The sequence below is a fragment of the Streptomyces sp. NBC_01334 genome, assembly GCF_035983595.1.
In the GTDB taxonomy this organism is placed as follows: domain Bacteria; phylum Actinomycetota; class Actinomycetes; order Streptomycetales; family Streptomycetaceae; genus Streptomyces; species Streptomyces coriariae.
Genome location: NZ_CP130718.1, coordinates 1,637,370 through 1,662,475, shown reverse-complemented (window position 1 = coordinate 1,662,475; position 25,106 = coordinate 1,637,370). Strand labels below are relative to the sequence as shown.

Annotated in this window: 17 protein-coding genes; 13 read left to right on the top strand and 4 right to left on the bottom strand. The window is 72.1% G+C overall.

The genetic code is table 11. The annotated features are described in order from the left end of the window. The first annotated feature begins 295 nt into the window (after window positions 1-295). Window positions 296-589, top strand: coding sequence for a DUF6355 family natural product biosynthesis protein (locus OG736_RS07510; protein WP_037733872.1), 294 nt, complete (start codon window positions 296-298; stop codon window positions 587-589). Window positions 590-686: 97 nt separating this feature from the next. On the opposite strand, the gene OG736_RS07505 is transcribed toward OG736_RS07510, so the two are convergent. Beyond that, the gene (locus tag OG736_RS07505; RefSeq protein WP_327181747.1) at window positions 687-1,556 is read right to left on the bottom strand and encodes an alpha/beta fold hydrolase; all 870 of its coding nucleotides are present in this window, start codon (window positions 1,554-1,556) and stop codon (window positions 687-689) included. A gap of 202 nt (window positions 1,557-1,758) precedes the next feature. Between OG736_RS07505 and OG736_RS07500 the strand changes: the two genes are divergently transcribed. The 5 genes from OG736_RS07500 to OG736_RS07480 all read left to right on the top strand — a co-directional run bounded on the left by OG736_RS07500 (window position 1,759) and on the right by OG736_RS07480 (window position 10,244). Then, complete coding sequence (locus tag OG736_RS07500; protein ID WP_327181746.1) at window positions 1,759-4,737, top strand: AfsR/SARP family transcriptional regulator; 2,979 nt, start codon at window positions 1,759-1,761, stop codon at window positions 4,735-4,737. Window positions 4,738-4,775: 38 nt separating this feature from the next. Continuing rightward, window positions 4,776-7,193 (top strand): AfsR/SARP family transcriptional regulator, encoded by a 2,418-nt coding sequence (locus tag OG736_RS07495; protein ID WP_327181745.1) that lies wholly within the window; start codon window positions 4,776-4,778, stop codon window positions 7,191-7,193. A 93-nt stretch (window positions 7,194-7,286) separates the two neighbouring features. Next, window positions 7,287-8,330 (top strand): AraC family transcriptional regulator, encoded by a 1,044-nt coding sequence (locus tag OG736_RS07490; protein WP_327181744.1) that lies wholly within the window; start codon window positions 7,287-7,289, stop codon window positions 8,328-8,330. Window positions 8,331-8,541: 211 nt separating this feature from the next. Next, on the top strand, window positions 8,542-9,510 hold the full coding sequence (locus tag OG736_RS07485; protein WP_327181743.1) for an alpha/beta hydrolase: 969 nt from the start codon (window positions 8,542-8,544) through the stop codon (window positions 9,508-9,510). Between the two features lie 20 nt (window positions 9,511-9,530). After that, on the top strand, window positions 9,531-10,244 hold the full coding sequence (locus tag OG736_RS07480; protein WP_327181742.1) for an alpha/beta fold hydrolase: 714 nt from the start codon (window positions 9,531-9,533) through the stop codon (window positions 10,242-10,244). 55 nt (window positions 10,245-10,299) lie between these two features. On the opposite strand, the gene OG736_RS07475 is transcribed toward OG736_RS07480, so the two are convergent. Together OG736_RS07475 and OG736_RS07470 are read right to left on the bottom strand one after the other, a co-directional pair. Next, window positions 10,300-11,238, bottom strand: coding sequence for a DUF1731 domain-containing protein (locus OG736_RS07475; protein ID WP_327181741.1), 939 nt, complete (start codon window positions 11,236-11,238; stop codon window positions 10,300-10,302). Window positions 11,239-11,311: 73 nt separating this feature from the next. Continuing rightward, window positions 11,312-13,312, bottom strand: coding sequence for an L-glutamate oxidase LgoX (locus OG736_RS07470; protein WP_327181740.1), 2,001 nt, complete (start codon window positions 13,310-13,312; stop codon window positions 11,312-11,314). A gap of 309 nt (window positions 13,313-13,621) precedes the next feature. On the opposite strand from OG736_RS07470, the gene OG736_RS07465 reads away from it, so the two are divergent. Both OG736_RS07465 and OG736_RS07460 read left to right on the top strand, forming a co-directional pair. Beyond that, complete coding sequence (locus tag OG736_RS07465) at window positions 13,622-15,676, top strand: galactose-binding domain-containing protein (protein ID WP_327181739.1); 2,055 nt, start codon at window positions 13,622-13,624, stop codon at window positions 15,674-15,676. Window positions 15,677-15,699: 23 nt separating this feature from the next. Further along, complete coding sequence (locus OG736_RS07460; RefSeq protein ID WP_142269116.1) at window positions 15,700-16,320, top strand: TetR/AcrR family transcriptional regulator; 621 nt, start codon at window positions 15,700-15,702, stop codon at window positions 16,318-16,320. On the opposite strand, the gene OG736_RS07455 is transcribed toward OG736_RS07460, so the two are convergent. Then, window positions 16,301-18,367 (bottom strand): SpoIIE family protein phosphatase, encoded by a 2,067-nt coding sequence (locus OG736_RS07455; RefSeq protein WP_327181738.1) that lies wholly within the window; start codon window positions 18,365-18,367, stop codon window positions 16,301-16,303. The genes OG736_RS07460 and OG736_RS07455 overlap by 20 nt on opposite strands. A 137-nt stretch (window positions 18,368-18,504) precedes the next feature. Between OG736_RS07455 and OG736_RS07450 the strand changes: the two genes are divergently transcribed. The 5 genes from OG736_RS07450 to kdpB all read left to right on the top strand — a co-directional run bounded on the left by OG736_RS07450 (window position 18,505) and on the right by kdpB (window position 25,102). Beyond that, window positions 18,505-20,967, top strand: coding sequence for a SpoIIE family protein phosphatase (locus tag OG736_RS07450; protein ID WP_327181737.1), 2,463 nt, complete (start codon window positions 18,505-18,507; stop codon window positions 20,965-20,967). A gap of 84 nt (window positions 20,968-21,051) precedes the next feature. Then, the gene (locus OG736_RS07445) at window positions 21,052-21,219 is read left to right on the top strand and encodes a hypothetical protein (RefSeq protein ID WP_327181736.1); all 168 of its coding nucleotides are present in this window, start codon (window positions 21,052-21,054) and stop codon (window positions 21,217-21,219) included. Then, the gene (kdpF, locus tag OG736_RS07440) at window positions 21,216-21,305 is read left to right on the top strand and encodes a K(+)-transporting ATPase subunit F (protein WP_016434100.1); all 90 of its coding nucleotides are present in this window, start codon (window positions 21,216-21,218) and stop codon (window positions 21,303-21,305) included. The genes OG736_RS07445 and kdpF overlap by 4 nt, the downstream gene beginning before the upstream one ends. Window positions 21,306-21,311: 6 nt before the next feature. Beyond that, window positions 21,312-22,976 carry a potassium-transporting ATPase subunit KdpA gene (gene kdpA / locus OG736_RS07435; RefSeq protein WP_327181735.1) on the top strand — a complete coding sequence of 555 codons (1,665 nt, stop codon included), beginning with the start codon at window positions 21,312-21,314 and terminating at the stop codon, window positions 22,974-22,976. Between the two features lie 29 nt (window positions 22,977-23,005). After that, on the top strand, window positions 23,006-25,102 hold the full coding sequence (gene kdpB / locus OG736_RS07430) for a potassium-transporting ATPase subunit KdpB (RefSeq protein ID WP_442817009.1): 2,097 nt from the start codon (window positions 23,006-23,008) through the stop codon (window positions 25,100-25,102). The last annotated feature ends 4 nt before the right edge of the window (window positions 25,103-25,106 follow it).

The following is a 25,106-nucleotide window of genomic DNA, read 5'->3' as shown; positions in this document are numbered from 1 at the left end:
GCTGACACGACCCGGCCTGACGTGATCCACCGTCAGTCAGCGAGCCCCGCTCCACCACTCAAGGCGCTCACCCGGGTGAAGCTGCCCGCCATCCCGGGGACCCCGCCCCGCCCAGTCGCCCTTCGGGGGGCGACCACTCCAACGGAGTACCGGCGAAACGATTCGCGGGGTGAACGGAGCCCGTCGTCCGATCATCTCCGAGGGCACGCGGCGATCCTGGTCCAGGCCTTCGTTCCCTCGGCGGACCTGGGCTTTTCTCTCCAACGACCCTCATTTCCCGGCAAGGAGTTCCGCTGTGCGTGTTCGTCGTACGGTGCTCAGCACCCTCGGTTCCGTCGCTCTCGTCCTCACCTCTCTGGGTGCGCTGACGGCCGCCACCGCGGGTCCCGCGGCCGCGGACCCGTGCGGCTTCTACGAGACCGGTTCCGACGCCTTCTACAACCACTGCACGTCGGACGGCTCACGCGTGGTCATCAAGGTCGACGTGGCCTGGGCGGCCGACTACGAGCGGTGCGTCGGTCCCGGCACGTCGTGGCTGGGCTCCGCCGCCAAGATCCAGGGCGCCCACTACACCGGCCGCACCTGCTGACGAGCGGTCACTCACTCCACGGTTTCTCGGGGTCCGGGGCGAAGTCGTCCCGGACCCCGCGTGTCTGTCCGCCGGCCCGGTGCGGGCCGGTACGCCGTCACCGGGCCGGTCTGTCCGGTCGGTCCAGGACGGTCAGCAGACGGTCGGCGAACTCCTTCGGGGACTCGACGGCTCCGAGGTGGCCGCCCGGGAACTCGACGAGTCCGGATCCCAGCAGCTCCGCGAGACGCGCGGCCGGTCCGTACAACGGGAGTTGGCGGCGGGAGTCACGCCCGGCGGCCGGCACCAGCTTGTGCGCCACGGACCGGAGCGCGGCGAGGTCGGGTACGGCCGAGGAGAACGGGCAGAGGACGCGGCCCAGGAAGACCGGCAGATTGGTGTGCATCCGGACGGCCATCTCCCGTATCTCGGGCGGAAGTTCCGTGGGCTGCGCGGGCGCCTGCGGGCCCGGTCCGTCCGCCAGTCCCTCGCCGAGCCGGGTCATGGCGGCGTCGGCGCCCTCGGTGCGGAAGGTCTCGCGTACCTCGGCGAACAGCGCTCGATGCGGGGCGGGGTCCTCCAGCAGCTCCAGCAGCGGCGGTTCGTGCGCGACCACCCGGCGCAGCCGCTCGGGGTGCCGGACGAGCAGTTCCACCGCGACTACGGCTCCGGAGCTGCAGCCGAGGACGACCGCCTCCTCGCCGGGGGAGAGCAGTTCGAGCAGCCGGTGGGCGTCGTCGCTCCAGACCGACACCTCTTCGTCGGCGCGTGGGGCGTCCGCCGGGCCGTCGAGAGGGCTGCGGGACAGACCGCGCGGGTCGTACGAGACGACCGTGTAGCGGGTGGCCAGCTCCGGTGCCATGCCCGCGTACAGTCCGGCGTCCCCGGCGCCGCCGGGGATCAGCAGCAGGACCGGTCCGCTGCCGAGGGTCTCGTAATGGAGGGTGGCGCCGGGCACTGCCAGGGTGCCGGTCCGGGGCGGGGTCATGGCTTGCTCCAGTCGGTTGTCCGCGGGGGAGGGCCCTCACGCCCTCGCTTCCTAGTATCCCTAGGTTTTGACCTAGCTCAACAAGGTTTTCGCTCGGCCACCGTCTTCGAACAGCCGGAACGCGCCATACGTAACTCTGGGTAACCTCCCGCCTGTCGTACAGTCGAAGCCTTGGGGAGGAAGACCGGAGGGAGGGGATGGCGTGCCGCTGGAGCCGCTGCGGTTCGCGGTCCTGGGAGCCGTTCGAGTGTTCCGGGGGGATGCGGAACTGGAGCTCGGAGGACCGCAGGAACGTGCCTTCCTGGCCCTGCTGCTGGTCGCGGCGGGGCGGCCGGTCGCCGTGAGCGAGATCGTCGACGTCCTGTGGGGAGCGGCTCCACCGCGCAGCGCCGTCAATGTCGTCCGGCGCCATGTGGGTTCGCTGCGCCGGCTGCTGGAGCCCGGCCTCGCCGCCCGCGCGGAGGGGCGCCGGCTGGTGCGGGACGCCGGTGGATACCGACTGGTGACCGACGGTGACTCCTCCGACCTGCTGAGGTTTCGCGCGCTGCGCGAGGAGGGGCGCCGGATCGCGGACCGGTCGCCCGCGCAGGCGCTCGAACTCCTCGACGAGGCACTGTCGCTGTGGCGCGGACCCCTCGCCGCCGGCATTCCCGCACAGGCGCGTGCGCACCCGGCGTTCGACGCGGTGGACCGTGAGCTGCCGGCCGCCGTGCGGCAGGCGGCGGAGGTCGCGCTGCGCGCCGGAAGGCCGGACGCGGTCCTGGCCGAGCTGCGACAGGCCGCCGCGCGGCACCCGTTGGACGAACCCCTCCAGGCGGGACTGCTTCTCGCGCTGGCGGCGGCCGGCCATCGCTCGGAGGCGCTGGCCGCCTACGAGGCCGTACGGGCGCGGCTGGCCGAGGAACTGGGGATCGACCCCGGAGGGGAACTGCGCGACGCGCGCGACACGGTGCTGCACGGGGTGCGGGAGACGGCGGCCGGGGCGTCCGGTGAGTCGAGCGGCGGGGTGTCCGAGGGTGCGGGCGCGGACGGTTCCCTCGCGCACGCGCCATCGGGAGGTGCGGTGTCCGAGGGTGCGGGCGCGGACGGTTCCGTCGCGCCTGCGCCCGCGTCGTCGGCTCCGCCGTCACCGTCCGTTCTTCTCCCGCCTGCCCAACTCCCGCATGGCATAACGGCGTTCACCGGCCGGGACGCCGAGCTCGACGAGGTGTTCGCGCTGTCCGGTGCGGACGGGTCGGGGCCCGGGACCGTGGTGATCAGCGCCATCGGCGGTATGGCGGGCGTCGGCAAGACCACGCTCGCGGTGCACTGGGCCCACCGCGTCGCCGACCGGTTCCCCGACGGGCAGCTCTACGTCAACCTGCGCGGCTTCGACCCGTCCGGAGCCGTCCTGGACCCGGGTGAGGCGGTCCGGGGGTTCCTCGGCGCGCTCGGTGTACCGCCGGAACGCGTCCCGCACGGGGTGGACGCACAGGCCGCCCTCTACCGCAGCGTGCTCACCGGCCGGCGGGTCCTCGTGGTGCTGGACAACGCGCGGGACACCGAGCAGGTGCGGTCGCTGCTGCCCGGCTCGCCCGGCTGCCTCACCATCGTCACCAGCCGCGACGAACTGCCCGGGCTCGTCGCCGCCCACGGTGCCCACTCCCTGGTCCTGCGCCCGTTCGACGCCGTCCAGGCGCGGGCCTTCCTGGTCCGCCGACTGGGCGCGGAGCGGGTCGCGGCCGAGCCACGGGCGGCCGACGAGATCAGCGAGCTGTGCGCCGGACTTCCCCTCGCCCTCGCCTGCGTCGCCGCCCGCGCCGCCGGTCACCCCCACTTCCCGCTCGCCGCCGTCGCCGCAGAACTGCGCGATGCCCACGGCAGCCTCGACGCCTTCGTCCGCTCCGACGCCTCCGTGGACGTCGGCACGGTCTTCTCCTGGTCCTCGCGCGCGGTCTCGACCGAGGCCGCGCGGCTGTTCCGGCTGCTCGCGCTGCACCCCGGCCCCGACCTCTCCCTGCCGGCCGCGGCCGCCCTGGCGGGCCTGCCCGTACGCCGGGCCCGACCGCTGCTGGCCGAGCTGACCGGACTGCACCTCGTCACCGAACACAGCCCCGGCCGCTACGCCTTCCACGACCTGCTCCGCGCCCACGCCGGGGAACTCGTCCACGAGCGGCACACCGAGGCCGACCGGGCGGCGGCCCTGAACCGGCTGCACCACCACTACCTGCACACCGCCCACGCCGCGGACCGGCTGCTGGCCCCCAACGCCGACCCGCTGCCCCCGCCTCCCGCGCCCGAGGGCGTCCGTCCCGAGCCCCTCGCCGACGACGACCGCGCCCTGGCCTGGCTCTCCGCCGAACACGCGGTCCTGCTCGCCGTGGTCGAGGCGGCCGCCGCGTCGGGACAGCCCGTGCAGGAACGTCTCGCCTGCCAACTGGCCTGGTCCCTGGAGCCGTTCTTCGACCGGCGCGGTCACTGGCACGACGGCCTCGCCGTGCAGCGCACCGCGCTCGACGCCGCCCGACGGCTCGCCGACCCCGGGCTGGAGGCCCGCGGACTGCGTGGACTGGCCCGCGTGGAGGGCCGGCTCGGTCTGCACTCCCGGTCCGTTCCCCGACTGGAGCGGGCCCTGGAACTCTTCACCGAGCTGGGCGACGACACGGGCCGTGCCCACACCCACCGCAGTCTCGGCTGGGAGTGCGACCAGCGGGGCGACCTGCCCGGCGCCCTGCGCCACAACCGGTTCGCCCTCGGCCTGTTCCGTACGCTCGGCGACCGCGCCGCGCAGGCCAGCGTGCTGAACTCGGTCGGCTGGTACCACGCTCAGCTCGGCGAGTACCGGCGTGCCCTGACGCACTGCTTCGAGGCCCTCACCATGCTCCAGGAACTCGGCGACCGCTACGGGCAGGCCGCCACCTGGGACAGCATCGCCTACGCCCACCACCACCTCGGACGCCACCCGCACGCACTCCTCGGCTACCGCAACGCCCTCGCTCTGCTGCGCGACCTGGGCGTGCCCTACGTCGAGGCCGACATCCTCGTCCGGGTCGGCGACACCCACCTCGCCACCGGCGACCACGACGGCGCCCGCACCGCGTGGCGGCAGGCCCTGGTCCTCCTCAGGGGCCTGAACCATCCCGACGCCGAGCGGGTCGAGGCACTGCTGGACGCACGGGACGGTCACGCCGGTGCCGTCTGACACCCGGCTCGGGCTCGATCACGCCGCCGGACGACGCCTTGGGTGACGTGACGCGCTTCGAGGTGCTGGGGCCGGTACGGGTGTGGCGGGAGGAGCGGGAGCTCGATCCCGGCTTCCCCCAGCAACGCGCCCTGCTCGCCCTGCTCCTGGCGCACGCCGGCCGGTCCGTGCCGACCAGCGAGATCGTCGACGTGCTGTGGGCCGAGCGACCGCCCGCCAGCGCGCTGAACGTGGTGCGGCGCTACGTCGGCGCGTTGCGGCGGCTGCTCGAACCGGGGTTGCCGCCCCGCGCCCCGGGCCGGCGCCTGCTGCGCCGCACCGGCGGCTATCTCCTGGAGGCGGCGACCGACGAGGTCGACCTGCTGCGCTTCCGTGAGCTGACCCGGCAGGGCAAGCGGGCGGCGGCCACCGGACGGGCCGAGACGGCGGCCCGGCAGTTCGTCCTGGCGCTGGGGGAGTGGCGTGGGCCGGTGGCGATGGGGATCCCGGCGTCCGCACGTGAACACGTCCAGTTCACGGCCGTGCAACGGGAACTCCTCGAGACGGCCCGGCTGGCCGCCGACGCGGCACTGCTGTGCGGCCACGCCGAGCAGGCGTTGCCCGCCCTGCGCCGGGCCGCCGCGCACGACCCCCTCGACGAGTCGCTGCACGCCAGGCTGGTGCTGGTCCTGGCCGCCTGCGGACTCCAGGCGGAGGCGCTGGGGGCGTACGAGGACGTCCGCCGACGCCTCGCCCGCGACCTCGGCCTCATCCCGGGCACCGAACTGGCGGCGGCCCACACGCGGGTACTGCGCCAGGACGTCGGACACCGACTCAAGAGCGGGCCCGTCGTACACCTCGGCCGACCGATCCGAACCACGAAGACCACCACGACCCCAGCCCCCACGGCCCCGGTTCCACCCGAGCCCCTCACCCCGGGACCCGCCGCTCCTGCCCCCGCCACCGACGGAAACCGCGCCCTCGGAGCAACTGGCAGCGGGGGGCCCGGTGTCGGGGCGTCTGGCGCGGGGGCCCTCGGTGTCGGTGCGTCTGCCGCCGGGGCGCCCGACATCGGAGCTCCCGGTACCGGAACACCCCGCGTCGAGGCCCCCGGCAGCGGGATTGCCGGCCCTGAGGCTTCCGGCGTGGGCGCTGTTGCTTCGGGCGGTGCCGCTTTCGGGCCGCCCCGGACAGGGGTTGCCGTCCTGGGGTTCGCCGCTGCCCGGGCCGATGCTGCCGAGGCTGCCGCCCCCGGACTCTCCGGGTCCCACCTCACCGACTGCGGGGCTCCCGCTTCTGCGGACGTCGACTCCGGTTCCACCGTCCAGGGACTCAGCGCCCCGCGCCTTGTCGGTCCGGGGCCTGCGAGTCCAGGCTCCGCCGACGACAGGGCTGTTGCCCACGGGCTTGCCGACGCCGCCGAGGCGGGCGGCACCGGCCGTAAGACCGACGCCCCCGCCGGTCGGGGCGTCGGGGAGTTCGTGCGGCCCGCCCAGTTGCCGTCGGCTCTCCCCTCCTTTGCGGGGCGGGTCGCCGAGTCGGAGTGGCTGGAGAGGGCGGTCGGCTCGGCGGCGGGGGTCGTGCTGGTCGGAGGGATGGCCGGGATCGGCAAGAGCACCCTCGCGCTGCACTGGGCGCACCGGGCCACCGATCGTTTCCCGGACGGGCAGTTGTACGTGGCGCTGCGTGGCTCCGATCCCGCCCGGCCCGCCGTGGATCCGGCCGACGCGCTGCGCGGGATGCTCGCGGCGCTCGGCGTGCCCGAGCCCCGCATGCCGGACGGGCCGGACGCCCTGACCGGCATGTACCGCACCCTCCTGGCGCGTCGGCGCGTCCTCGTTGTCCTCGACGACGCCGTCGGCACCGGACAACTGAGCCCGCTGCTGCCCACCGGGCCGGGCTGTCTTGCGCTGGTCACCAGCCGCCACGCCCTGCCCGGACTGGTCGCCGCGGGAGCACGGCCGCTCCGCCTCGCGATCCCGCCCGCCGAGGAGGCGCACGCGTTGCTGGCCGGGCGGATCGGTGCCGAGCGGGTGGCCGCCGAACCACGGGCCGCCGACGAGATCGTCGCCCGGTGCGGCCGGTTGCCTCTCGCGCTGGCCACCGTCGCCGCGCGCGCCGTCAGCCGACCGGACTTCCCGCTCGCCGCGGTGGCCGCCGAACTGCGCGAGGCGCACGGCAGTCTCGACGCCCTCGCCGCCACCCGCGAGGCCTTCCAGGGTTCCTACCGGCTCCTGGCACCGGACAGTGCCCGCCTCTTCCGGCTCCTGCCCCGGCACGAAGGACCCGACATCACCCCGGCCGGGGCCGCCGCGCTCGCCGGGCTGCCGGTCCGCCGAGCCCGGCTGCTGCTCGGCGTGCTCGCCGACGCCCATCTCCTCACCGAGCCCGCGCCGGGCCGCTACACCCTCCACGACCTGCTGCGGGTCTTCGCCACGGAACGCGCCGCCGCGGAAGGCCGGCCACGCGGCTCGTGAAGGCGCTGTCACTTCGTTGTCACTCTTTTTGCACATCCGCCGAACTACCGTCCGGACGACGTGATGGACGGTCCCCGGAGGCTACGGCGGAAGATGCCCACTACCAGCACCACCAGTACCTGTGACAGCGCCCGCACCCTCGCCCGGCCCGTGGTCCGGACACCCCTGGGCGTCGAGATCACGGCCGGGGAGGACACGCCAGCCCGGCTGCCGGGCGAGGCGTCGCCGCACCCCGCGCACCGGCTGCTCGCCCATGACGCCGGCGAGTACCTCTTCGTCGGCCTGCGCGGCGGCGCCCGGCCCTGTACCGCTGCCCCCTACACCGCTGCCCCGGCTCCCGCTCCCGCCAATGAGCCGCCCGATGCCCTCGGCCTGCGTCTGGCGCCCGGCGACGTCTGCTTCTACGACGTCCACCGCGCGCCCGCGCTCGACTTCCGCGAGCCGTTCCGAGCGACGACGTTTCTCGTCCCGGCCGACCTGCTCGGGCTGGGGGACTCCGACGTGCGGCGGATCGCGCGGACACCGGTGGCCCGCGCCTCCCGGCTCGGCACCCTGCTGTCGCCGCTGCTGTCCGACCTGGCCCGCGCCACGGCCGAGGCCCGCCCTCAGGTCGGCGAGATGCTCGCCTGGAACGCGGTGAACCTGCTGGCCACCCTCGCCGCCGAGCAGTTGGGCACAGCGGTACCCGGAACACCCGGAGCACCTCGAGGAGCCGGTGGACCCGGAACGCCCGGAGAATCCGGAACACGCGGTGCGCCCGGCGCCCCGGGCGCGCCCGGCGCGCACCCCCCGGTGCTGGGGCGCGTCCTGGAGTACGTCGAACTGCACCTGACCGACCCGGACCTGTCCCCGGAGGTCATCGCGCGTGCCCACCACATCTCCGTGCGCTATCTGCACAAGCTGTTCAAGGACGAGGGCACCACCGTGGGCCGGTGGATTCTGCGCCGCCGTCTGGAGGAGTGCCGACGCGACCTGATGCGGTACGGCCGCGGCGGCCGGACCATCGCGGCCGTGGCCGCCCGGTGGGGTTTCCTGAGCGCCACGCACTTCAGCCGGGTCTTCCGGTCGGCCTACGGCATGTCCCCACGCGAATGGCGGGACACCGCGGGGAGAGGCGCGCGGAGCGGTCACCGCTGAATGCGGCCGTGATCCCCGGCTGTTCACCGTGCGGAGCGGAATCGTATTCTCGAATTTCCTTTCGTGGCCGGAAGAATTCCGTGCCCACCACGGAAAAGGCTTCTGTGCACTGTGAGCACAGCGTCGGTGCACGGGCGGACAAATTCCGCCCGCTCGGCGGATTTAGCGTGGCGGAGCAAGACAACGCACATCGAATACAGCTGGAGATGCCATGTCCGACGTCGTCGAGCCGGTCACGCCGGTGCTCGAACCCGAGGCCGCGGCGTTCGCCGAGGCGACCGCCAACCCGCCGTACCTCTTCGACCTGCCGCCGGCGGAGGGGCGCAAGGCCGTCGACGAGGTCCAGTCCGGTGAGATCCACAAGCCCGCGGTCGACGAGGAGTGGATCACCGTCTCCGGCGGTCCCACGGGCAGCGTCCGGGCCCGGATCGTCAAGCCGGCCGGCGCCGAGGGCACCCTGCCGGTGATCCTCTACATCCACGGCGCGGGCTGGGTGTTCGGCAACGCCCACACCCACGACCGGCTGGTGCGCGAGCTCGCCGTCGGCGCCGAGGCCGCGGTCGTCTTCCCCGAGTACGACCTCTCTCCCGAGGCCCGTTACCCGGTCGCCATCGAGCAGAACTTCGCGGTCGCCCGGTGGATCGTCGAGGAGGGCGCGTCCAAGGGCCTCGACGCCACGCGCATCGCCGTCGCCGGTGACTCCGTCGGCGGCAACATGACCGCCGCCCTCACCCTGATGGCCAAGGAGCGCGGTGGCGTCCCGCTCGTCCAGCAGGTGCTCTTCTACCCGGTCACCGACGCGAGCTTCGACACCGGCTCCTACCACCAGTTCGCGGAGGGCTACTTCCTGCGCCGCGACGGCATGCAGTGGTTCTGGGACCAGTACACGACCGACGAGGCCGAGCGCGCCCAGATCACGGCGTCCCCGCTGCGCGCCACCACCGAGCAGCTCAAGGACCTGCCCCCGGCCCTGGTCATCACCGGCGAGGCCGACGTGCTGCGCGACGAGGGCGAGGCGTACGCGAACAAGCTGCGCGCGGCCGGTGTCCCGGTCACCGCGGTGCGCTTCCAGGGCATCATCCACGACTTCGTGATGCTGAACGCGCTGCGCCCGACGTACGCCGCCGAAGCCGCCATCACGCTCGCCGTCGGCACCCTGCGCGACGCTCTGCACGTCTGACCTTCAGGAGACACACCGCTATGACTACTCCCACCGTCGTCCTGGTCCACGGAGCGTTCGCGGACGCCGCCAGCTGGTCCGGCGTCATCGCCGAGCTCCAGGGCCACGGCGTCCCCGTGGTCGCCCCGCCGAACCCGCTGCGCGGCCTCGCCTCCGACGCCGCGTACGTCGCCTCCTTCGCCGCTCAGATCGACGGCCCCGTGATCCTCGTCGGTCACTCCTACGGCGGCGCCCTCATCACGGTGGCCGGCACCACGGAGAACGTCGTCGGCCTCGTCTACGTCGCCGCCTACGCGCTGGCGGAGGGCGAGAGCCTCGGCGAGCTCCAGGGCCGCTTCCCGCTCTCCACCCTGGTCAGCAACCTCAAGCAGTGGACGTACCCGGTGCCGGGCGGCGAGCCCGCCGTCGAGGTCACCATCGCCGAGGACGCCTTCCCGTCGGTGTTCGCCGCCGACCTGCCCGCGGGCGTCACCAGGATCCTGGCCGCGTCCCAGCGCCCGCTGGCCGCCGCCGCGTTCGAGGAGACCGCCGCCGCGGCCGCCTGGCAGACCAAGCCGTCCTGGGCGCTGATCGCCGGTGCGGACGAGGCCATCAACCCCGAGGTCGAGCGCTTCGGCGCACAGCGGGCCGGGGCGACGATCGTCGAGATCGACGGCGCCTCGCACGCCGTCGCGGTGTCGCAGCCGAAGGCGGTCGCGGAGCTGATCCTCGACGCGGTCCGCGCGACGAGCTGACGCCCACCGAGAACAGCCGCGCGGACGTGACCCCTGTGCACGTCCGCGCGGCCCGTCAGCGGTCTCGCACCCGTCGTACGAGGTCGGCGGCGGCCTCCGGCCACTCGGGCCGGTCGAAGGCGAAGCCCGCGTCGAGCAGCCGGCCGGGGACGACACGCCGGCTCTTGAGCAGCAGTTCGGTGTCCGAGCGCAGGGCGAAGGCGCCGAGTTCCGCCATCCACTTCGTCGCGGGCAGGCCCACCGGGATCCCCCACGCGCCGCGCAGCGCGCGCATGAACGCGCGGTGGGGGAGGGGGGCCGGGGCGGCCAGGTTCACCGCTCCGGCGAGGTCGTCGCGTCCGACGAGGAACTCGACCGCGCGGACGAAGTCGTGGTCGTGGATCCAGGACACGTACTGACGGCCGCCCGCGACCGGGCCGCCGAGGCCGAGCCGGGCGAGCCGCGACAGGACGTCGAACACCCCGCCCCGGTCCGGGCTCATCACCATCGCGGCCCGCAGGGCGACCTTGCGGGTGTGCGGGGTGTCGGCCATCTCCTGTTCCCGCTCCCAGGCGGTCGCCATGTCCACGCTGTAGCCCCAGTAGTCCGGGACGCCGGGTTCGGCTCCGCCGATCACGCCGGTGGCCTCGTCGTGGGGGGCGTCGAACCGGTGCGCGTAGACGGTGGCGGTGCTCATCTGGAGCCAGACCCGCGGGGGCCGCGCGGCGCCGGCGATCGCCCGGCCCACGACCCGGGCCGAGTCCACCCGGGAGTCCATCATCGCCCGCAGGTTGTCCGGTGTGTAGCGGCAGCTGACGCTGCGTCCTGCCAGGTTGACCACGACGTCACTGCCGTCGATCGCCTCGGCCCAGGGGCCGAGGGTGCGGCCGTCCCACAGGATCTCGCCGTGACCCGGACGTCTGCTCAGCACCGCGACCTCGTGTCCGGCCGCGGTCAGCGCGCGGCGCAGCACGGTCCCCACCTGCCCGGTCCCGCCGGGCAGCACGATCTTCATGAGTAAGGCCCCCTCTTGTCAGAAGGGGACCCTACTACTTATTTGAACGCGTTCAAAACACTCTGGGTCGCCCCTACGCCTCGTGTGCCTCCAGCGCGGCCCGGACCCCCGACTCCAGGGCGCCCTCGATCCACGACGGCTTGACCGAGGTGTGGTCGCCCGCGAAGAGCAGCGGGCCCTCGGCGGAGCGGATGGCGCTCAGCAACTCCGTGTGCTGACCCGGGAGCAGGACGGACGCCTCCCCGTAGGCGTACGGATCGCGCAGCCAGCTCTGGGTGCGGCCCGCGCCCGTGTAGAAGACCTCGACGCGCCGGCCGTAGACCTGCTGGAGCCCGCGCAGGGCGTGCGGGTAGCGCGCCTCGTCGTCCAGGGAGTCCCAGCGGGAGGCGTCGTCGGCCCAGCTGTAGGAGGCGAGCACGACCCCGCCCGCGCTGCCGTCGACCGGGTGCGACGGGTTGATCATGAACCGGTTGGAGTTGTCGGAGACCGAGCCGCCGCCGACGATGTGCGCCGCCTCGGGCTGGTCGCGGCCGGCCCACCGGTTTGCGGCGTAGTGCACCCGCTGCCCCGCGGTGATGTGCCCCGGCGGCACGGACGGATGCCCGCCGAGCAGGCTCCCGTCGGCCGGCGCCCGGCCCGACCGGTAGTCCTCGTACAGCCCCGGCCGCACGGCGTCGAGTTCGCGCTTCCAGTCCGCCTCGCTGAACTCCCACCAGCGGCGGCTGAACTCCAGCAGCACCTTGGTCGCGCTGTCGTAGTGCAGCTCCGCGACGGAACGCCGCTTCCGGTACGACATCAGCGGGCTGATCTGCACCTGGCGCAGCCCCGAGAACGGCACCGTGACGATCGCGAGGTCGGCGGTGAACTGCTCGCGCACCACCTTGCCGCCGCGCCCCTCGGAGACGGTGTCGATCCACACGTGCGGTCCGTCGGCCCGCACGTACGAGGTGTTGTCGTCGCCCTGCCGGTCCGGCGCCCAGTACTCGATGTGCGTCGCGCGCCGGTCGAGCCGGATGACGTCGGAGACCTCTTTCAGCAGAGCGTCCGGGAGCGTCGCCGTGCCGCCGACCAGCTCCCAGAACTCGGTGTCCGGGCTGATCAGCGAGGCGCTGATGAAACTGTGGATGAAGGACAACGGCAGCCGGGAGGTGAGGTTCTCCAGCGTGCCGACCAGGTCGACGGTCCGCTCGTCGAGGCCGGCCTCCTCGGTCAGGAACCGGTACATCGACCAGTCCCCGAACCGCTGCACGACCCGTGCCCAGCCCTGCACCCGCTCCGGCAGCGGCTTGTCCACCCGTTTGCCGTCGGCGCCCCGGGTGCTGAACTCGTCGCGCACCGGGTCCAGGGCCTCCCGCAGGATGGTCGCGGACGGTGTGTCCCAGTACTTCCGGGGCACCCCGAAGGACCGGTTGATCCTGCGCGGCGACCTCGCGTACGCGGAGCGGCGCACCCGGACGCCGTTGACGTGCAGCCAGGCGTTGTTGACGGGCTTGCCGTCCGCGTCGACGTCCACGAGATGGAACCGGCGTTTCTCGACGCCCAGTTGACGGATCAGGCCCATCACCAGCGGATGGCTGCCGGGGATCCGCATGGCGCCCGCCTCCGCGTACTGCGCCGGGTCGGCGAAGGCCTGCGCCGCGTGCTCGTGTCCGCCGGTACGGAACGTCTTGACACGGCCGCCGACCCGGTTGCCGTTGGCCTCCACGAGCGTGACGCGGTGCCCGGCCCGCTTCAGCAGCCAGGCGGCCACCAGCCCGGCGGGCCCGGCGCCGATCACGAGGACCTTCTTGCCGGTCCCGGTCCTGGCGCGGGGCAGTCCGCCGGCGAGGACCTTCTCGTACCGGGGCACCAGCGGCCGGTCGTGCTCGTCCACCACCAGCAGCGCCCGGGCGACCGTGAGGCAGGTCGCCCAGTCCGCGGTGGACCTGGGCGGACACACGGACTGCCGGGGCAGGGCCGCGGCCGGGGCCGCGCCCGTGAGTGCGGCGGCGGTCGTCGCGGTGGCCGCGGTGGCCGCGGTGAACCGTCGGCGGGAGAACCGAACGGGGTCTACAGAAGGGGAAGTTTTGTCCATACGCCCTGGATAGGGGCAGAGCGGAGGTGGCGAGGCACGCTCCTGTGGATCACCACCTGAACGTGTGAGCGCGCTGGTGAGGGAGTGCTCCCGCGGTGCTTCCGGCGCAACTGAAAGGCGGGCGTGGGAAGTTTGCGCCGCGCGCGGGGCCGTCGGCCATCAGGTCAAGCGTCCCGGACCCTTGACTCGGTAGGAATCTGTCGCGATCCTCGTCGCACTATCTTGCGTCGGTCATGACAAGCTCATGGGCAGTCAAAAAGCCCTCGTCGACCGCGCCTTCCCGCCGACCGAGGGACGTGGGCTGTGACCATGACCGGACGCCCGTACCGCAGACGCCGAGATGTCACCGTCGTCTCGCTGCTCCTGCTCGTGCTCGCCACGGTCCTCGGCCCCACGCCGAGCTCGGCGGCCGGCGCGGACTGGTGGACACCCACGGCCAGGCCGACCCCCGACTCCCAGGTCAATGTGACCGGCGAGCCGTTCACCGGCACCGACTCGGCGGGCGATGTGCGCGGGTTCGTCGACGCGCACAACCACCTGTTCTCCAACGAGGCCTTCGGCGGTCGGCTCATCTGCGGCAAGGTGTTCTCCGAAGCCGGGGTCGCCGACGCGCTCAAGGACTGTCCCGAGCACTACCCCGACGGCACGCTCGCGCTCTTCGACTACATCACCCACGGCGGAGACGGCAAGCACGACCCGGCCGGGTGGCCGACCTTCAAGGACTGGCCGGCCTACGACTCGATGACCCATCAGGCGAACTACTACGCCTGGGTGGAGCGGGCCTGGCGCGGCGGACAGCGGGTGCTGGTCAACGACCTGGTCACCAACGGCATGATCTGCTCCGTCTACCCGTTCAAGGACCGCAGTTGTGACGAGATGACGTCGATCCGCCTCCAGGCGAAGCTGACGTACGACCTCCAGGCCTACATCGACAAGATGTACGGCGGCACCGGCAAGGGCTGGTTCCGGATCGTCCTGGACAGCGCGCAGGCGCGTGAGGTCATCAAGCAGGGCAAGCTGGCGGTCGTTCTGGGCGTCGAGACCTCCGAACCGTTCGGCTGCAAGCAGATCCTCGACATCGCGCAGTGCAGCCAGGCCGACGTCGACAAGGGGCTGGACGAGCTGTACGCGCTCGGCGTGCGCAGCATGTTCCTGTGCCACAAGTTCGACAACGCGCTGTGCGGCGTCCGCTTCGACGAGGGCGGCCTCGGCACGGCCATCAACGTCGGCCAGTTCCTGTCGACCGGCACCTTCTGGCAGACCGAGAAGTGCACCGGACCGCAAGCCGACAACCCCATCGGCACCGCGGCCTCCGAGGCGGAGGCGGACCTGCCGGCGGGCACGGAGGTCCCCTCGTACGCCGCGGACGCCCAGTGCAACACCCGCGGGCTCACCGCCCTCGGCGAGTACGCCGTACGCGGCATGATGAAGCGCAAGATGATGCTCGAGATCGACCACATGAGCGTCAAGGCCACCGGGCAGGCGCTCGACATCTTCGAGGCCGCGAACTACCCCGGCGTGCTGTCCTCGCACAGCTGGATGGATCTCAACTGGACCGAGCGGGTCTACTCCCTCGGCGGCTTCGTCGCCCAGTACATGCACGGCTCCGAGGCGTTCGGCGCCGAAGCCGAGCGCACCGACGCGCTGCGTGACAAGTACGGTGTCGGCTACGGCTACGGCACCGACTTCAACGGCATCGGCGACCACCCCGCCCCGCGCGGAGCCGACGCCGCGAACAAGGTCACCTACCCCTTCAAGAGCGTCGACGGCGGCTCCGTCATCGACAGGCAGACCGTCGGCACCCGCACCTTCGACTACAACACCGACGGCGGCGCCGACGTGGGCCTGATCCCCGACTGGATCGAGGACATCCGGCTCGTCGCGGGACAGGACGTGGTGGACGACCTCTTCCGGGGCGCCGAGTCCTACCTCGGCACCTGGGGCTCCACCGAGCAGCACCAGGCTTCGGTGAACCTCGCCAAGGGCCGTACCGCCACAGCGAGTTCGTCCGAGTCCAACCCGTTCACCAGTTACCAGCCCGGCCGTGCCGTGGACGGCGACGACGCCAGCCGCTGGGCCAGCGACTGGAGCGACGACCAGTGGTGGCAGGTCGACCTGGGCTCCACCAACCTGGTCTCCCGCGTCACCCTCGACTGGGAGCGCGCGTACGGCAAGTCGTACCGTGTCGAGCTCTCCACCGACGGCACCACCTGGACGACCGCATGGTCCACCACCTCCGGCGACGGCGGCCTGGACACGGCCAGGTTCACCGGCACCCCCGCCCGCTACGTCCGGGTGCACGGCCTGGACCGGGGCACGGATTGGGGATACTCGCTGTACGAGGTGGGCGTCCACAGCGCCTAGCAGTCAGCCACGGGGGGACGCACATGGCACGGATGCCGTCGGCGCAACGGCGCCGGCAGCTGACGGAAGCGGCGATCAGAGCGATGGCCCGGGACGGCGTCCCCAAGACGACCACCCGGTCCATCGCCGCCGAGGCCGGGGTGTCCCTGAGCGTCTTCCACTACTGCTTCGACTCCAAGCAGGCCCTCGTCGAGTCCGTCATCACGACGCTCACCGACCACTCGGTGAGCGTCGTCAAGGACGCGCTACGGCCCAGGGCCACCCTCGAGGAGACCGTCCGCGCGGGCTTCCAGGCGTACTGGGACCACGTCCGCGCCCACCCCGACGAGCACATGCTCACCTACGAACTCACCCAGTACGCGCTGCGCGAGCCGGGATTCGAGCAACTGGCCCGGCGGCAGTACGAGATGTACGGCGACGCCTACACCGAACTCATCGAGCAGCTACGCAGCGGCATGGACCTCCGGCTGCGCGTCCCCGTCCCCGTCCTGGCCCGCTATCTGGCCGCCATGACCGACGGTCTGACCCTCAACTACCTCGTGCTGGGCGACGCGACCGCCTGGACCGACATCCTCGACACGGTCACCGCCCACATCGCGGGTCTGGTCATGGCCGACGCGCCCGCTACGGGGTCCGGGCGATGAGCAGGGCGACGTCGTCGTGGTCGTCGGGGTGGCGCAGGCCGTACAGCAGCAGGTCGCAGAGCTCCTCCAGGGGCCTGGCGGGCTCGTCCAGGAAGCTGAGCAGGACGGCCAGGCGGTCGTCGATGGGGTGCAGGCGGGTCTCCACGAGGCCGTCCGTGTACAGGACCAGCAGGTCGCCGGGGGCGAGTTCGACCGTGGTGGTCTCGAAGGGGACGCCGCCGACGCCGAGCGGGGCTCCCGGCGGCAGCTCCAGCAGCGTCGGATCACGGCCGGGACCGGCCAGCGCGGGCGGCATATGGCCCGCGTTGGCGATGCGGCACTGCCGGGTACGGGGGTCGTACACCGCGTACAGGCACGTCACGATGTAGTGCTCCAGATCGCAGGTGATCTTGTCGAGGTGCCGCAGCACGTCGCCGGGCTCGAGGTCGAGGTCCGCGTAGGCACAGGTCGCGGTGCGCAGCCGGCCCATGGTGGCGGCGGCGTCGATGCCGTTGCCCATGACGTCCCCGACGACCAGCGCGGTCTTGTCGTCGGTCAGCGGGATGACGTCGTACCAGTCGCCGCCGACCTCGCTGGTCGCCTGGGCGGGCTGGTAGCGGGAGGCCAGTTCCAGACCGGTGTGATGCGGCGCGTGGTCGGGCAGCAGACTGCGCTGGAGGGTGAGGGCGGTGTTGCGCACGCTCTGGAACCAGCGCGCGTTGTCGATGGCCACGGCGGCACGGCCGGCCAGCTCACCGGCCAGGATGACGTCGTCCTCGTCGAACGGCAGCGGGTTGCGGGTGCGCTTGAGGTCGAGGGCGCCGAGCACCTCGCCGTGGGCGATCAACGGCACCGCGAGGTACGAGTGGACCCCGGCCCGGGCCAGCAGCGCACCGGCCTCGGCGTCCCGCGCGATCCGGGGGATGTCCTGCTCGCCGACGTGCCGCACCAGGACCGGCCGGCCGGTGTGCACGCACAGGGTGACCAGGCGGTCACCCTCGTAGGCCGCGACGTCGCCCGGCGGGTCGGCGGCGCGCAGCGCCACGGTGGGGTGGGCCGCCTTCAGCGCGAGGGCGCGGAACAGCTCCGGGCCGTTGTCCGGCCGGCGCGAGCGGCGGCAGGCGAGGGCGGAGTCCAGGATGTCCACGGCGACCACGTCGGCGAGCTGCGGGACGGCGATGTTGGCCAGTTCGTGGGCGGTCCGGTCCACCTCCAGTGAGGTGCCGACCCGGGTGGAGGCCTCGGCGATGAGGGCGAGGCGCCGCCGAGCCCGGTCGGCCTCCGCGGCGACGCGGTGCCGTTCGGTGACGTCGACGACCGAGGCGGCCGCGCCCAGCACCCGCCCGCCCGGGTCCTCAAGGCGGTAGAAGGAGAGGGACCAGGCGTGCTCGTGGTCGGGGTCGGTCGGCGGGCGGCCCACGTGGTACTGGTCGAGCAGCGGCGTGCCGGTGGTGAGCACCTGCCGCAGCGCGGACTCGATGGTTTCGATGTCGGGCAGGGGCATCGCCTCCCTGAGCCGACGGCCGACATGGTCCTCGGCGGGGATGCCGTCGATGCGTTCGAGCGCCGGGTTGACCAGGAGATAGCACAGGTCCGGATCCAGCAGGGCCAGACCGATCGGCGACTGGTTGATCAGCCGTTCGCACAGCGCCAGATCGGTCTCGACGCGCTGGAGCAGATTGTGGTCGGCGGCGATGCCCAAAGCGTAGACGTCCCCGAGATCGTCCTGCAGCCGCATGTTGCGGAACTCCATCAGGCGGCTGCTGCCGTCCTTGTGTCGGATGGGGAAGGCGCCTGCCCAGCTCCGGCCGGTCTCCAGCACCTCCGCGAACAGCCGCACCACGGACTGGAGGTGCTCGGGGTGGATCAACAGCCGTGCCGCGTACTTGCCGAGAGCCTCCTGTGCGGTGTAGCCGAACAGATCCTCCGCCTGGGGGGTCCAGAACACGATGCGTCCGTCGATGTCGATGACCATGGCGGACACGCTCAGCACGTCCAGCAGACCGGTGCGCGCGGGCGTCTCGGCGTCGTACGCGTTCCCGCCCGACCGGTTGGGTTCGGCTGTCATCGCGGAGCCTCCTCCTGTACCTCCATGCTGCCTCTGGTTCGGCGTGTCCGAAAACCGGGAGCCCCGGAGGCGGAGCCGACGGCGCCGTGCGCATCGGGCGGACAAGCAGGACCATGGTCGTGTAAAGGACGGAACCCATGGATTCTGCGCGAGATGCTTTCGACGCCCCGACGCCCGCGGCACCGCGCGATCTCCTCGACGCGTCCACCGACGCGGCGGCGATCGTGTCCGCGGACGGCGTCGTGGTCGGCTGGACACGCGGCGCGGAAGCACTGCTCGGCCGCCCGGCGTCGCAGGTCGTCGGCCGCTCGGCCGCGGAGCTGGTGGCGATGGACCGGGACCCGGCACGGGTGGCCGGTGTCGCGGCGCGGTGCCGGGCCGGGATGGGGTGGAGCGGTGTCATCTCCGTACGGCACCGCGACGGCCGCCCCGTCGACGTCGACCTGCGGGTCTCCGCCTCGTTCCGGGTCGGCGACGACGAGTGCTTCCTGCTCTCGGCGCGGGAGCAGAGCGAGCAGTGGACGCTGGGCCAGTCCGTCCTCGACGGGTTCCTGACCCGTTCCCCGGTCGGGATGGCGGTGATGGACCTGGAGCTGCGCTATGTGTGGCTCAACGACACGCTGGAACGGTTCGGCGGTGTGCCCCGCGAACAGCGCCTGGGGCGCCGACTGAGCGAGCTGCTGCCCGGACTCCAGGCGGTCGCCATCGAGGGACTGATGGGCAAGGTACTGGAGACCGGGGCCCCGGTCACCGACTACGAGTACCTCGGGTGGAGCTGGGCCGACCCGCACCGCCGGCACGCCTACTCCACGTCGTTCTTCCCCCTGGTGGGCGACGACGACTCCGTCACCGGGGTCTGCTACATGGTCCAGGACGTCACCGAGCGGTGGCACGCCCGTCGGCTGCTGTCGCTGGTCAACGAGGCCGGGACCCGCGTCGGCACGACCCTGGACGTGATGCGCACGGCCCAGGAGCTCGCCGACTTCGCCGTTCCCGGATTCGCGGACTTCGTCATCGTCGACCTCCTGGAGCCGGTGCTCAGCACCGAAGGGCACGGCGCATGGCTGACCGACGCGGGACCGGCGCCCGCACGGCCGGTGATGCGGCGCGCCGGGATGTGCTCGGTGCGCGAGGGCTGCCCGGAAGCCGTGGCAGGGATCGGGGACCGGGTGGACTTCCTGCCGCCGCCGCACGACGCCAACCTGCTCATCGACGGCGAGCCGATCCTCATCCCCGTGCTCGACCCCTCCGACGACCTGTGGACCACCGAACAGCCCGAACGGGCGGTGAGCATCCGCGAGTTCGGCCTGCACTCCCTCATCTCCGTGCCGATGCGGGCGCGGAACACCGCCCTGGGCCTCGCCACCTTCGTCCGGTCCCTCAACCCCGTCTCGTTCCGGTCCGACGACGTCCTGCTGGCCCGGGAGTTGGTGGCGCGGGCGGCGCTCTGCGTCGACAACGCCCGCCGGTACACCCGGGAACACACGGCGGCGGTCACCCTTCAGCGCAGTCTGCTGCCGCACGCCCTGGCGGGCGGAACGGCGCTGGAGCTGGCCTCCTCCTACCTGCCGGCGGACCCCACCGACGGGGTGGGCGGCGACTGGTTCGATGTGATCCCCCTGTCCGGGGCCCGGGTGGGACTCGTCGTCGGCGACGTGGTGGGGCACGGCATAGCCGCCGCGGCGACCATGGGACGGCTGCGCACCGCGGTACAGACCCTCGCCGACATGGAGATGCCTCCCGACGAACTGCTGGCCCATCTCGACGACCTCGTGCTCCGGCTGAGCGGGGAGCGGACCGACGACACGGGCGCGCAGCAGGGCGCCACCGCCTTCCTGGGGGCGACCTGCCTGTACGCCGTCTACGACCCGGTCACCCGACGGTGCACGATGGCGCGGGCCGGACACCCGCCGCCCGTCGTCGTCGCCCCCGACGGGCGGGTCTCGTTCCCGGAGCCCCCCGCCGGGCCTCCGCTGGGGCTCGGCGGGATGGCGTTCGAAGCCACCGAGATCGAGCTCGCCGAGAACAGCCTGATCGGTCTCTACACCGACGGCCTCGTGGAGGGGGCCGACCGGGACATCGAAGAGGGCATGTCCCGGCTCGGCGAGGTGCTGGCCCGGTCCGACGCCGACCTGGCGACCCTGTGCACCTCGGCGGTGCGACAGCTCGTGCCCGTGCCCCAGCCCGACGACATCGCCTTGCTCCTGGCGCGCACGCACGCCCTCGGCGCCGACCACGTCGTCTCCTGGGAGGTGCCGGTGGACCCGGCGGCCGTCGCCGACATCCGGGCCCGGGCCACCCGGCAGGTGGAGGCCTGGGGGCTGGGCGAGCTGGCCATGACGTCCGAGCTCATCGTGAGCGAGCTGGTCACCAACGCCGTGCGCTACGCCACACCCCCCATACGGCTGCGGCTGATCCTGGACGCGCGCCTGACCTGCGAGGTATCCGACGCCAGCAGCACTGCCCCACGGCTGAGGCATGCCCGGATCACCGACGAGGGGGGCCGCGGCCTGTTCCTGGTGGCGCAGCTCGCCCACCGGTGGGGCGCCAGGTACACGGCCGACGGAAAGATCATCTGGGCCGAGCAGGAGATCCCGTGACCCGGTCCGCGCCTCCCGCGGACCCCCGTCCTGACAGCCGGCCGTAAGGGCCGCGTCAAAGGCGTGGGCGCCCCCGTCAGGGATGTGTCAACGACGGTCCTTTCCGGCCACGGACGGTGTTCTCTCGACCTGTCCGTACCTCTTCCGAACCTCTCCAAGGAGTTCGCGATGGCCGATCTGGCCTTCGTCGTCACCACGGTCGCGGTCTTCGCGCTGGTGGCCCTCGTCGCCAAGGGGGTGACCAAGCTGTGACCGCCGAGAACATCGTCGGCCTCGTCGTGGCCGTCGCCCTGCTGGGCTATCTGGTCCTCGCCCTGATCTTCCCGGAGAGGTTCTGAGCGGCCATGGGTCCCGTACTCGCCGGCGTACTCCAGCTGCTGGCTCTCATGGCGGCGCTGGCGCTCGCCTACGTCCCCCTCGGCACCTACATGGCCCGGGTCTACTCCTCCGACCGGCACTGGCGCGTCGAGAAGTGGATCTACAGGGGCATCGGTGCCGACCCCGACACCGAGATGCGCTGGCCCGCCTACCTGCGCGGTGTCCTCGCCTTCTCGGCGGTCGGCGTCCTCCTTCTCTACCTGCTCCAACGGCTCCAGGGACATCTGCCCGGCTCGCTCGGCTTCGAGGCGATCGACCCGGACCAGGCGTTCAACACCGCCGCGTCCTTCGTCACGAACACCAACTGGCAGTCGTACTACGGCGAGCAGGCCATGGGCCACGTCGTGCAGACGGCCGGTCTGGCCGTGCAGAACTTCGTCTCGGCGGCCGTCGGTATCGCCGTCGCGGTGGCCCTGGTGCGCGGCTTCGCGCGCTCCCGAACCGGTGAGCTCGGCAACTTCTGGTCGGACCTGGTGCGCGGGACCGTCCGTATCCTGCTGCCGCTCGCCCTCGTCGCCGCGATCGTGCTGGTCGCCTGCGGCGCCGTCCAGAACTTCTCCGGCATCCACGAGGTCGGCCAGTTCATGGGCGGCTCGCAGCAGTGGAACGGCGGTGCGGTCGCCTCGCAGGAGGCCATCAAGGAGCTGGGCACCAACGGCGGCGGCTACTTCAACGCCAACTCCGCCCACCCGTTCGAGAACCCGACCCCGTTCACGAACATCTTCGAGATCTTCCTGCTGCTGGTGATCCCGCTCGCGCTGACCCGCACCTTCGGCGTCATGGTCGGTTCCGTCAGGCAGGGTTACGCGATCCTCGCGACCATGGCCACCATCTGGGTCGGCTTCACGGCGCTGATGATGTGGACCGAGTTCGCCCACCACGGCCCGGCGCTGGAACTCGCCGGCGGGGCGTACGAGGGCAAGGAGGTCCGCTTCGGCGTCGGCTCGTCCTCGATCTTCGCCGTGGCGACCACGCTCACCTCGACCGGTGCGGTGGACTCCTTCCACTCCTCCTTCACCGGCCTGGGCGGCGGCATCACCATGCTCGGCATGATGCTCGGCGAGATCGCGCCCGGCGGTACCGGATCCGGCCTGTACGGCATGCTGGTCATGGCGGTCGTCGCGGTGTTCATCGCCGGTCTGATGGTCGGCCGGACCCCTGAGTACCTGGGCAAGAAGATCGGCACCCGCGAGATCAAGTTCGCGGCCTGTTACATCCTCATCACCCCCGCCCTGGTGCTCGTCCTCACCGCCGCCGCGACGGCCCTGCCCACGCCGGGCAACTCCATGACCAACTCCGGCGCGCACGGCTTCTCCGAGATCCTCTACGCCTACACCTCGGCGTCCAACAACAACGGCTCGGCCTTCGCCGGTCTGAACGCGGACACGCAGTGGTTCAACAGCAGCCTGGGCGTGGCGATGCTCATCGGCCGCTTCCTGCCGATGGTGTTCGTGCTGGCCATGGCCGGCTCGCTCGCCGAACAGAGGCCGGTCCCGGCGACGGCGGGCACCCTGCGTACCGAAAAGCCTCTGTTCACCGGCCTGTTGGTGGGCGCGATCCTCATCATCACCGGCCTGACGTACTTCCCGGCGCTCGCCCTGGGACCGCTCGCCGAAGGGCTGGCGTCATGACAACCGACGTAACGAAGCAAGAGGACCCGATGTCCACAGCCGTCCCCGCGCGGGCGCCGCACCAGGATGTGCCGACCGGTCACCAGGACCGGGGTCGCGTCGGCGCGGGCCTGTTCGACCCCAGGCAACTCGGCAGGTCCCTGCCGGAGGCCTTCCGCAAGCTCGACCCGCGGGTGATGGTCAAGTCACCCGTGATGTTCGTGGTGTGGATCGGCTCCCTGCTCACCACCGTCTTCTCCGTCAAGGACCCGGGCGACTGGTTCGGCTGGACCATCAGCGCCTGGCTGTGGCTGACCGTGGTCTTCGCCAACCTCGCGGAAGCGGTCGCCGAGGGCCGGGGCAGGGCGCAGGCCGACACCCTGCGCAGGGCCAAGACCGACACGGTGGCCCGACGGCTCGCCGGGCACTCCGAAGAGCCGGTCCCGGGGACCGAGTTGAGGATCGGCGACCTCGTCGTGTGCGAGGCCGGTGACGTCATCCCGGGTGACGGTGACGTCGTCGAGGGTGTCGCGAGCGTCGACGAGTCGGCGATCACCGGTGAGTCGGCGCCCGTCATCCGTGAGTCGGGCGGTGACCGCAGTGCCGTCACCGGTGGCACGAAGGTCCTCTCCGACCGGATCGTCGTCAGGATCACGACGAAGCCGGGCGAGACGTTCATCGACCGGATGATCAGCCTGGTCGAGGGTGCGGCCCGGCAGAAGACGCCGAACGAGATCGCGCTGAACATCCTGCTCGCCTCGCTCACGATCGTCTTCCTGCTGGCGGTGGCGACGCTGCCGCCCTTCGCGGACTACGCGGGCACGCACCTGACGATGGTCGTGCTGGTGGCGCTGCTGGTCTGCCTCATCCCCACCACGATCGGCGCGCTCCTCTCCGCGATCGGCATCGCGGGTATGGACCGGCTGGTGCAGCGGAACGTCCTGGCCATGTCAGGCCGGGCCGTCGAGGCCGCAGGAGACGTCTCGACCCTGCTGCTCGACAAGACCGGCACCATCACCCTGGGCAACCGCCGGGCCGCCGAGTTCGTACCGGTGCGCGGCACCACCGAGGCCGAACTCGCCGACGCCGCCCAGCTGTCGTCCCTGGCCGACGAGACGCCGGAGGGCCGCTCCGTCGTCGTCCTGGCGAAGGAGGGGTACGGGCTGAGGGAGCGCCACCAGGGCGAGCTGTCCGGCGCCGGGTGGATCGCCTTCACCGCACAGACCCGGATGTCGGGCGTGGACGTCGACGGGCGCAGGATCCGCAAGGGCGCGGCCGGTTCGGTCGTCGCCTGGGTCCGGGAGCGGGGCGGCGAGGTGTCCGAGGACGCCGGCGCGCTCACCGACCGGATCTCCGAGGCGGGCGGTACGCCGCTGCTCGTGGCCGTCGAGGACACCGACGGCGCACGGGTGTTGGGCGTCATCCACCTCAAGGACGTCGTCAAGGACGGCATGCGCGAGCGGTTCGACGAGCTGCGCCGGATGGGCATCAAGACCGTCATGATCACGGGCGACAACCCGCTCACGGCGAAGGCGATCGCCGAGGAGGCCGGTGTCGACGACTTCCTCGCGGAGGCCACCCCCGAGGACAAGATGGCGCTCATCAAGCGGGAGCAGGCGGGCGGCAAGCTCGTCGCGATGACCGGCGACGGCACCAACGACGCCCCGGCTCTCGCCCAGGCCGATGTCGGAGTGGCGATGAACACGGGTACGTCGGCCGCGAAGGAGGCCGGCAACATGGTCGACCTCGACTCCAACCCGACCAAGCTCATCGAGATCGTCGAGATCGGCAAGCAACTCCTCATCACCCGGGGCGCGCTGACGACGTTCTCCATCGCCAACGACGTCGCCAAGTACTTCGCGATCATCCCGGCGCTGTTCGCGGCCGTCTACCCCGGCCTGGACAAGCTCAACATCATGGGCCTCACCTCCCCGGACTCCGCGATCCTGTCCGCCGTCATCTTCAACGCGCTGATCATCATCGCCCTGGTCCCGCTGTCCCTGAGGGGTGTGCGGTACCGGCCGGTGAGCGCCGACAAGATGCTCCGCCGCAACCTGACGGTCTACGGCCTCGGCGGCCTGGTCGCGCCCTTCGTCGGCATCAAGCTCATCGACCTGCTCATCTCCCTCTTCCCCGGGATCGGCTGAACGC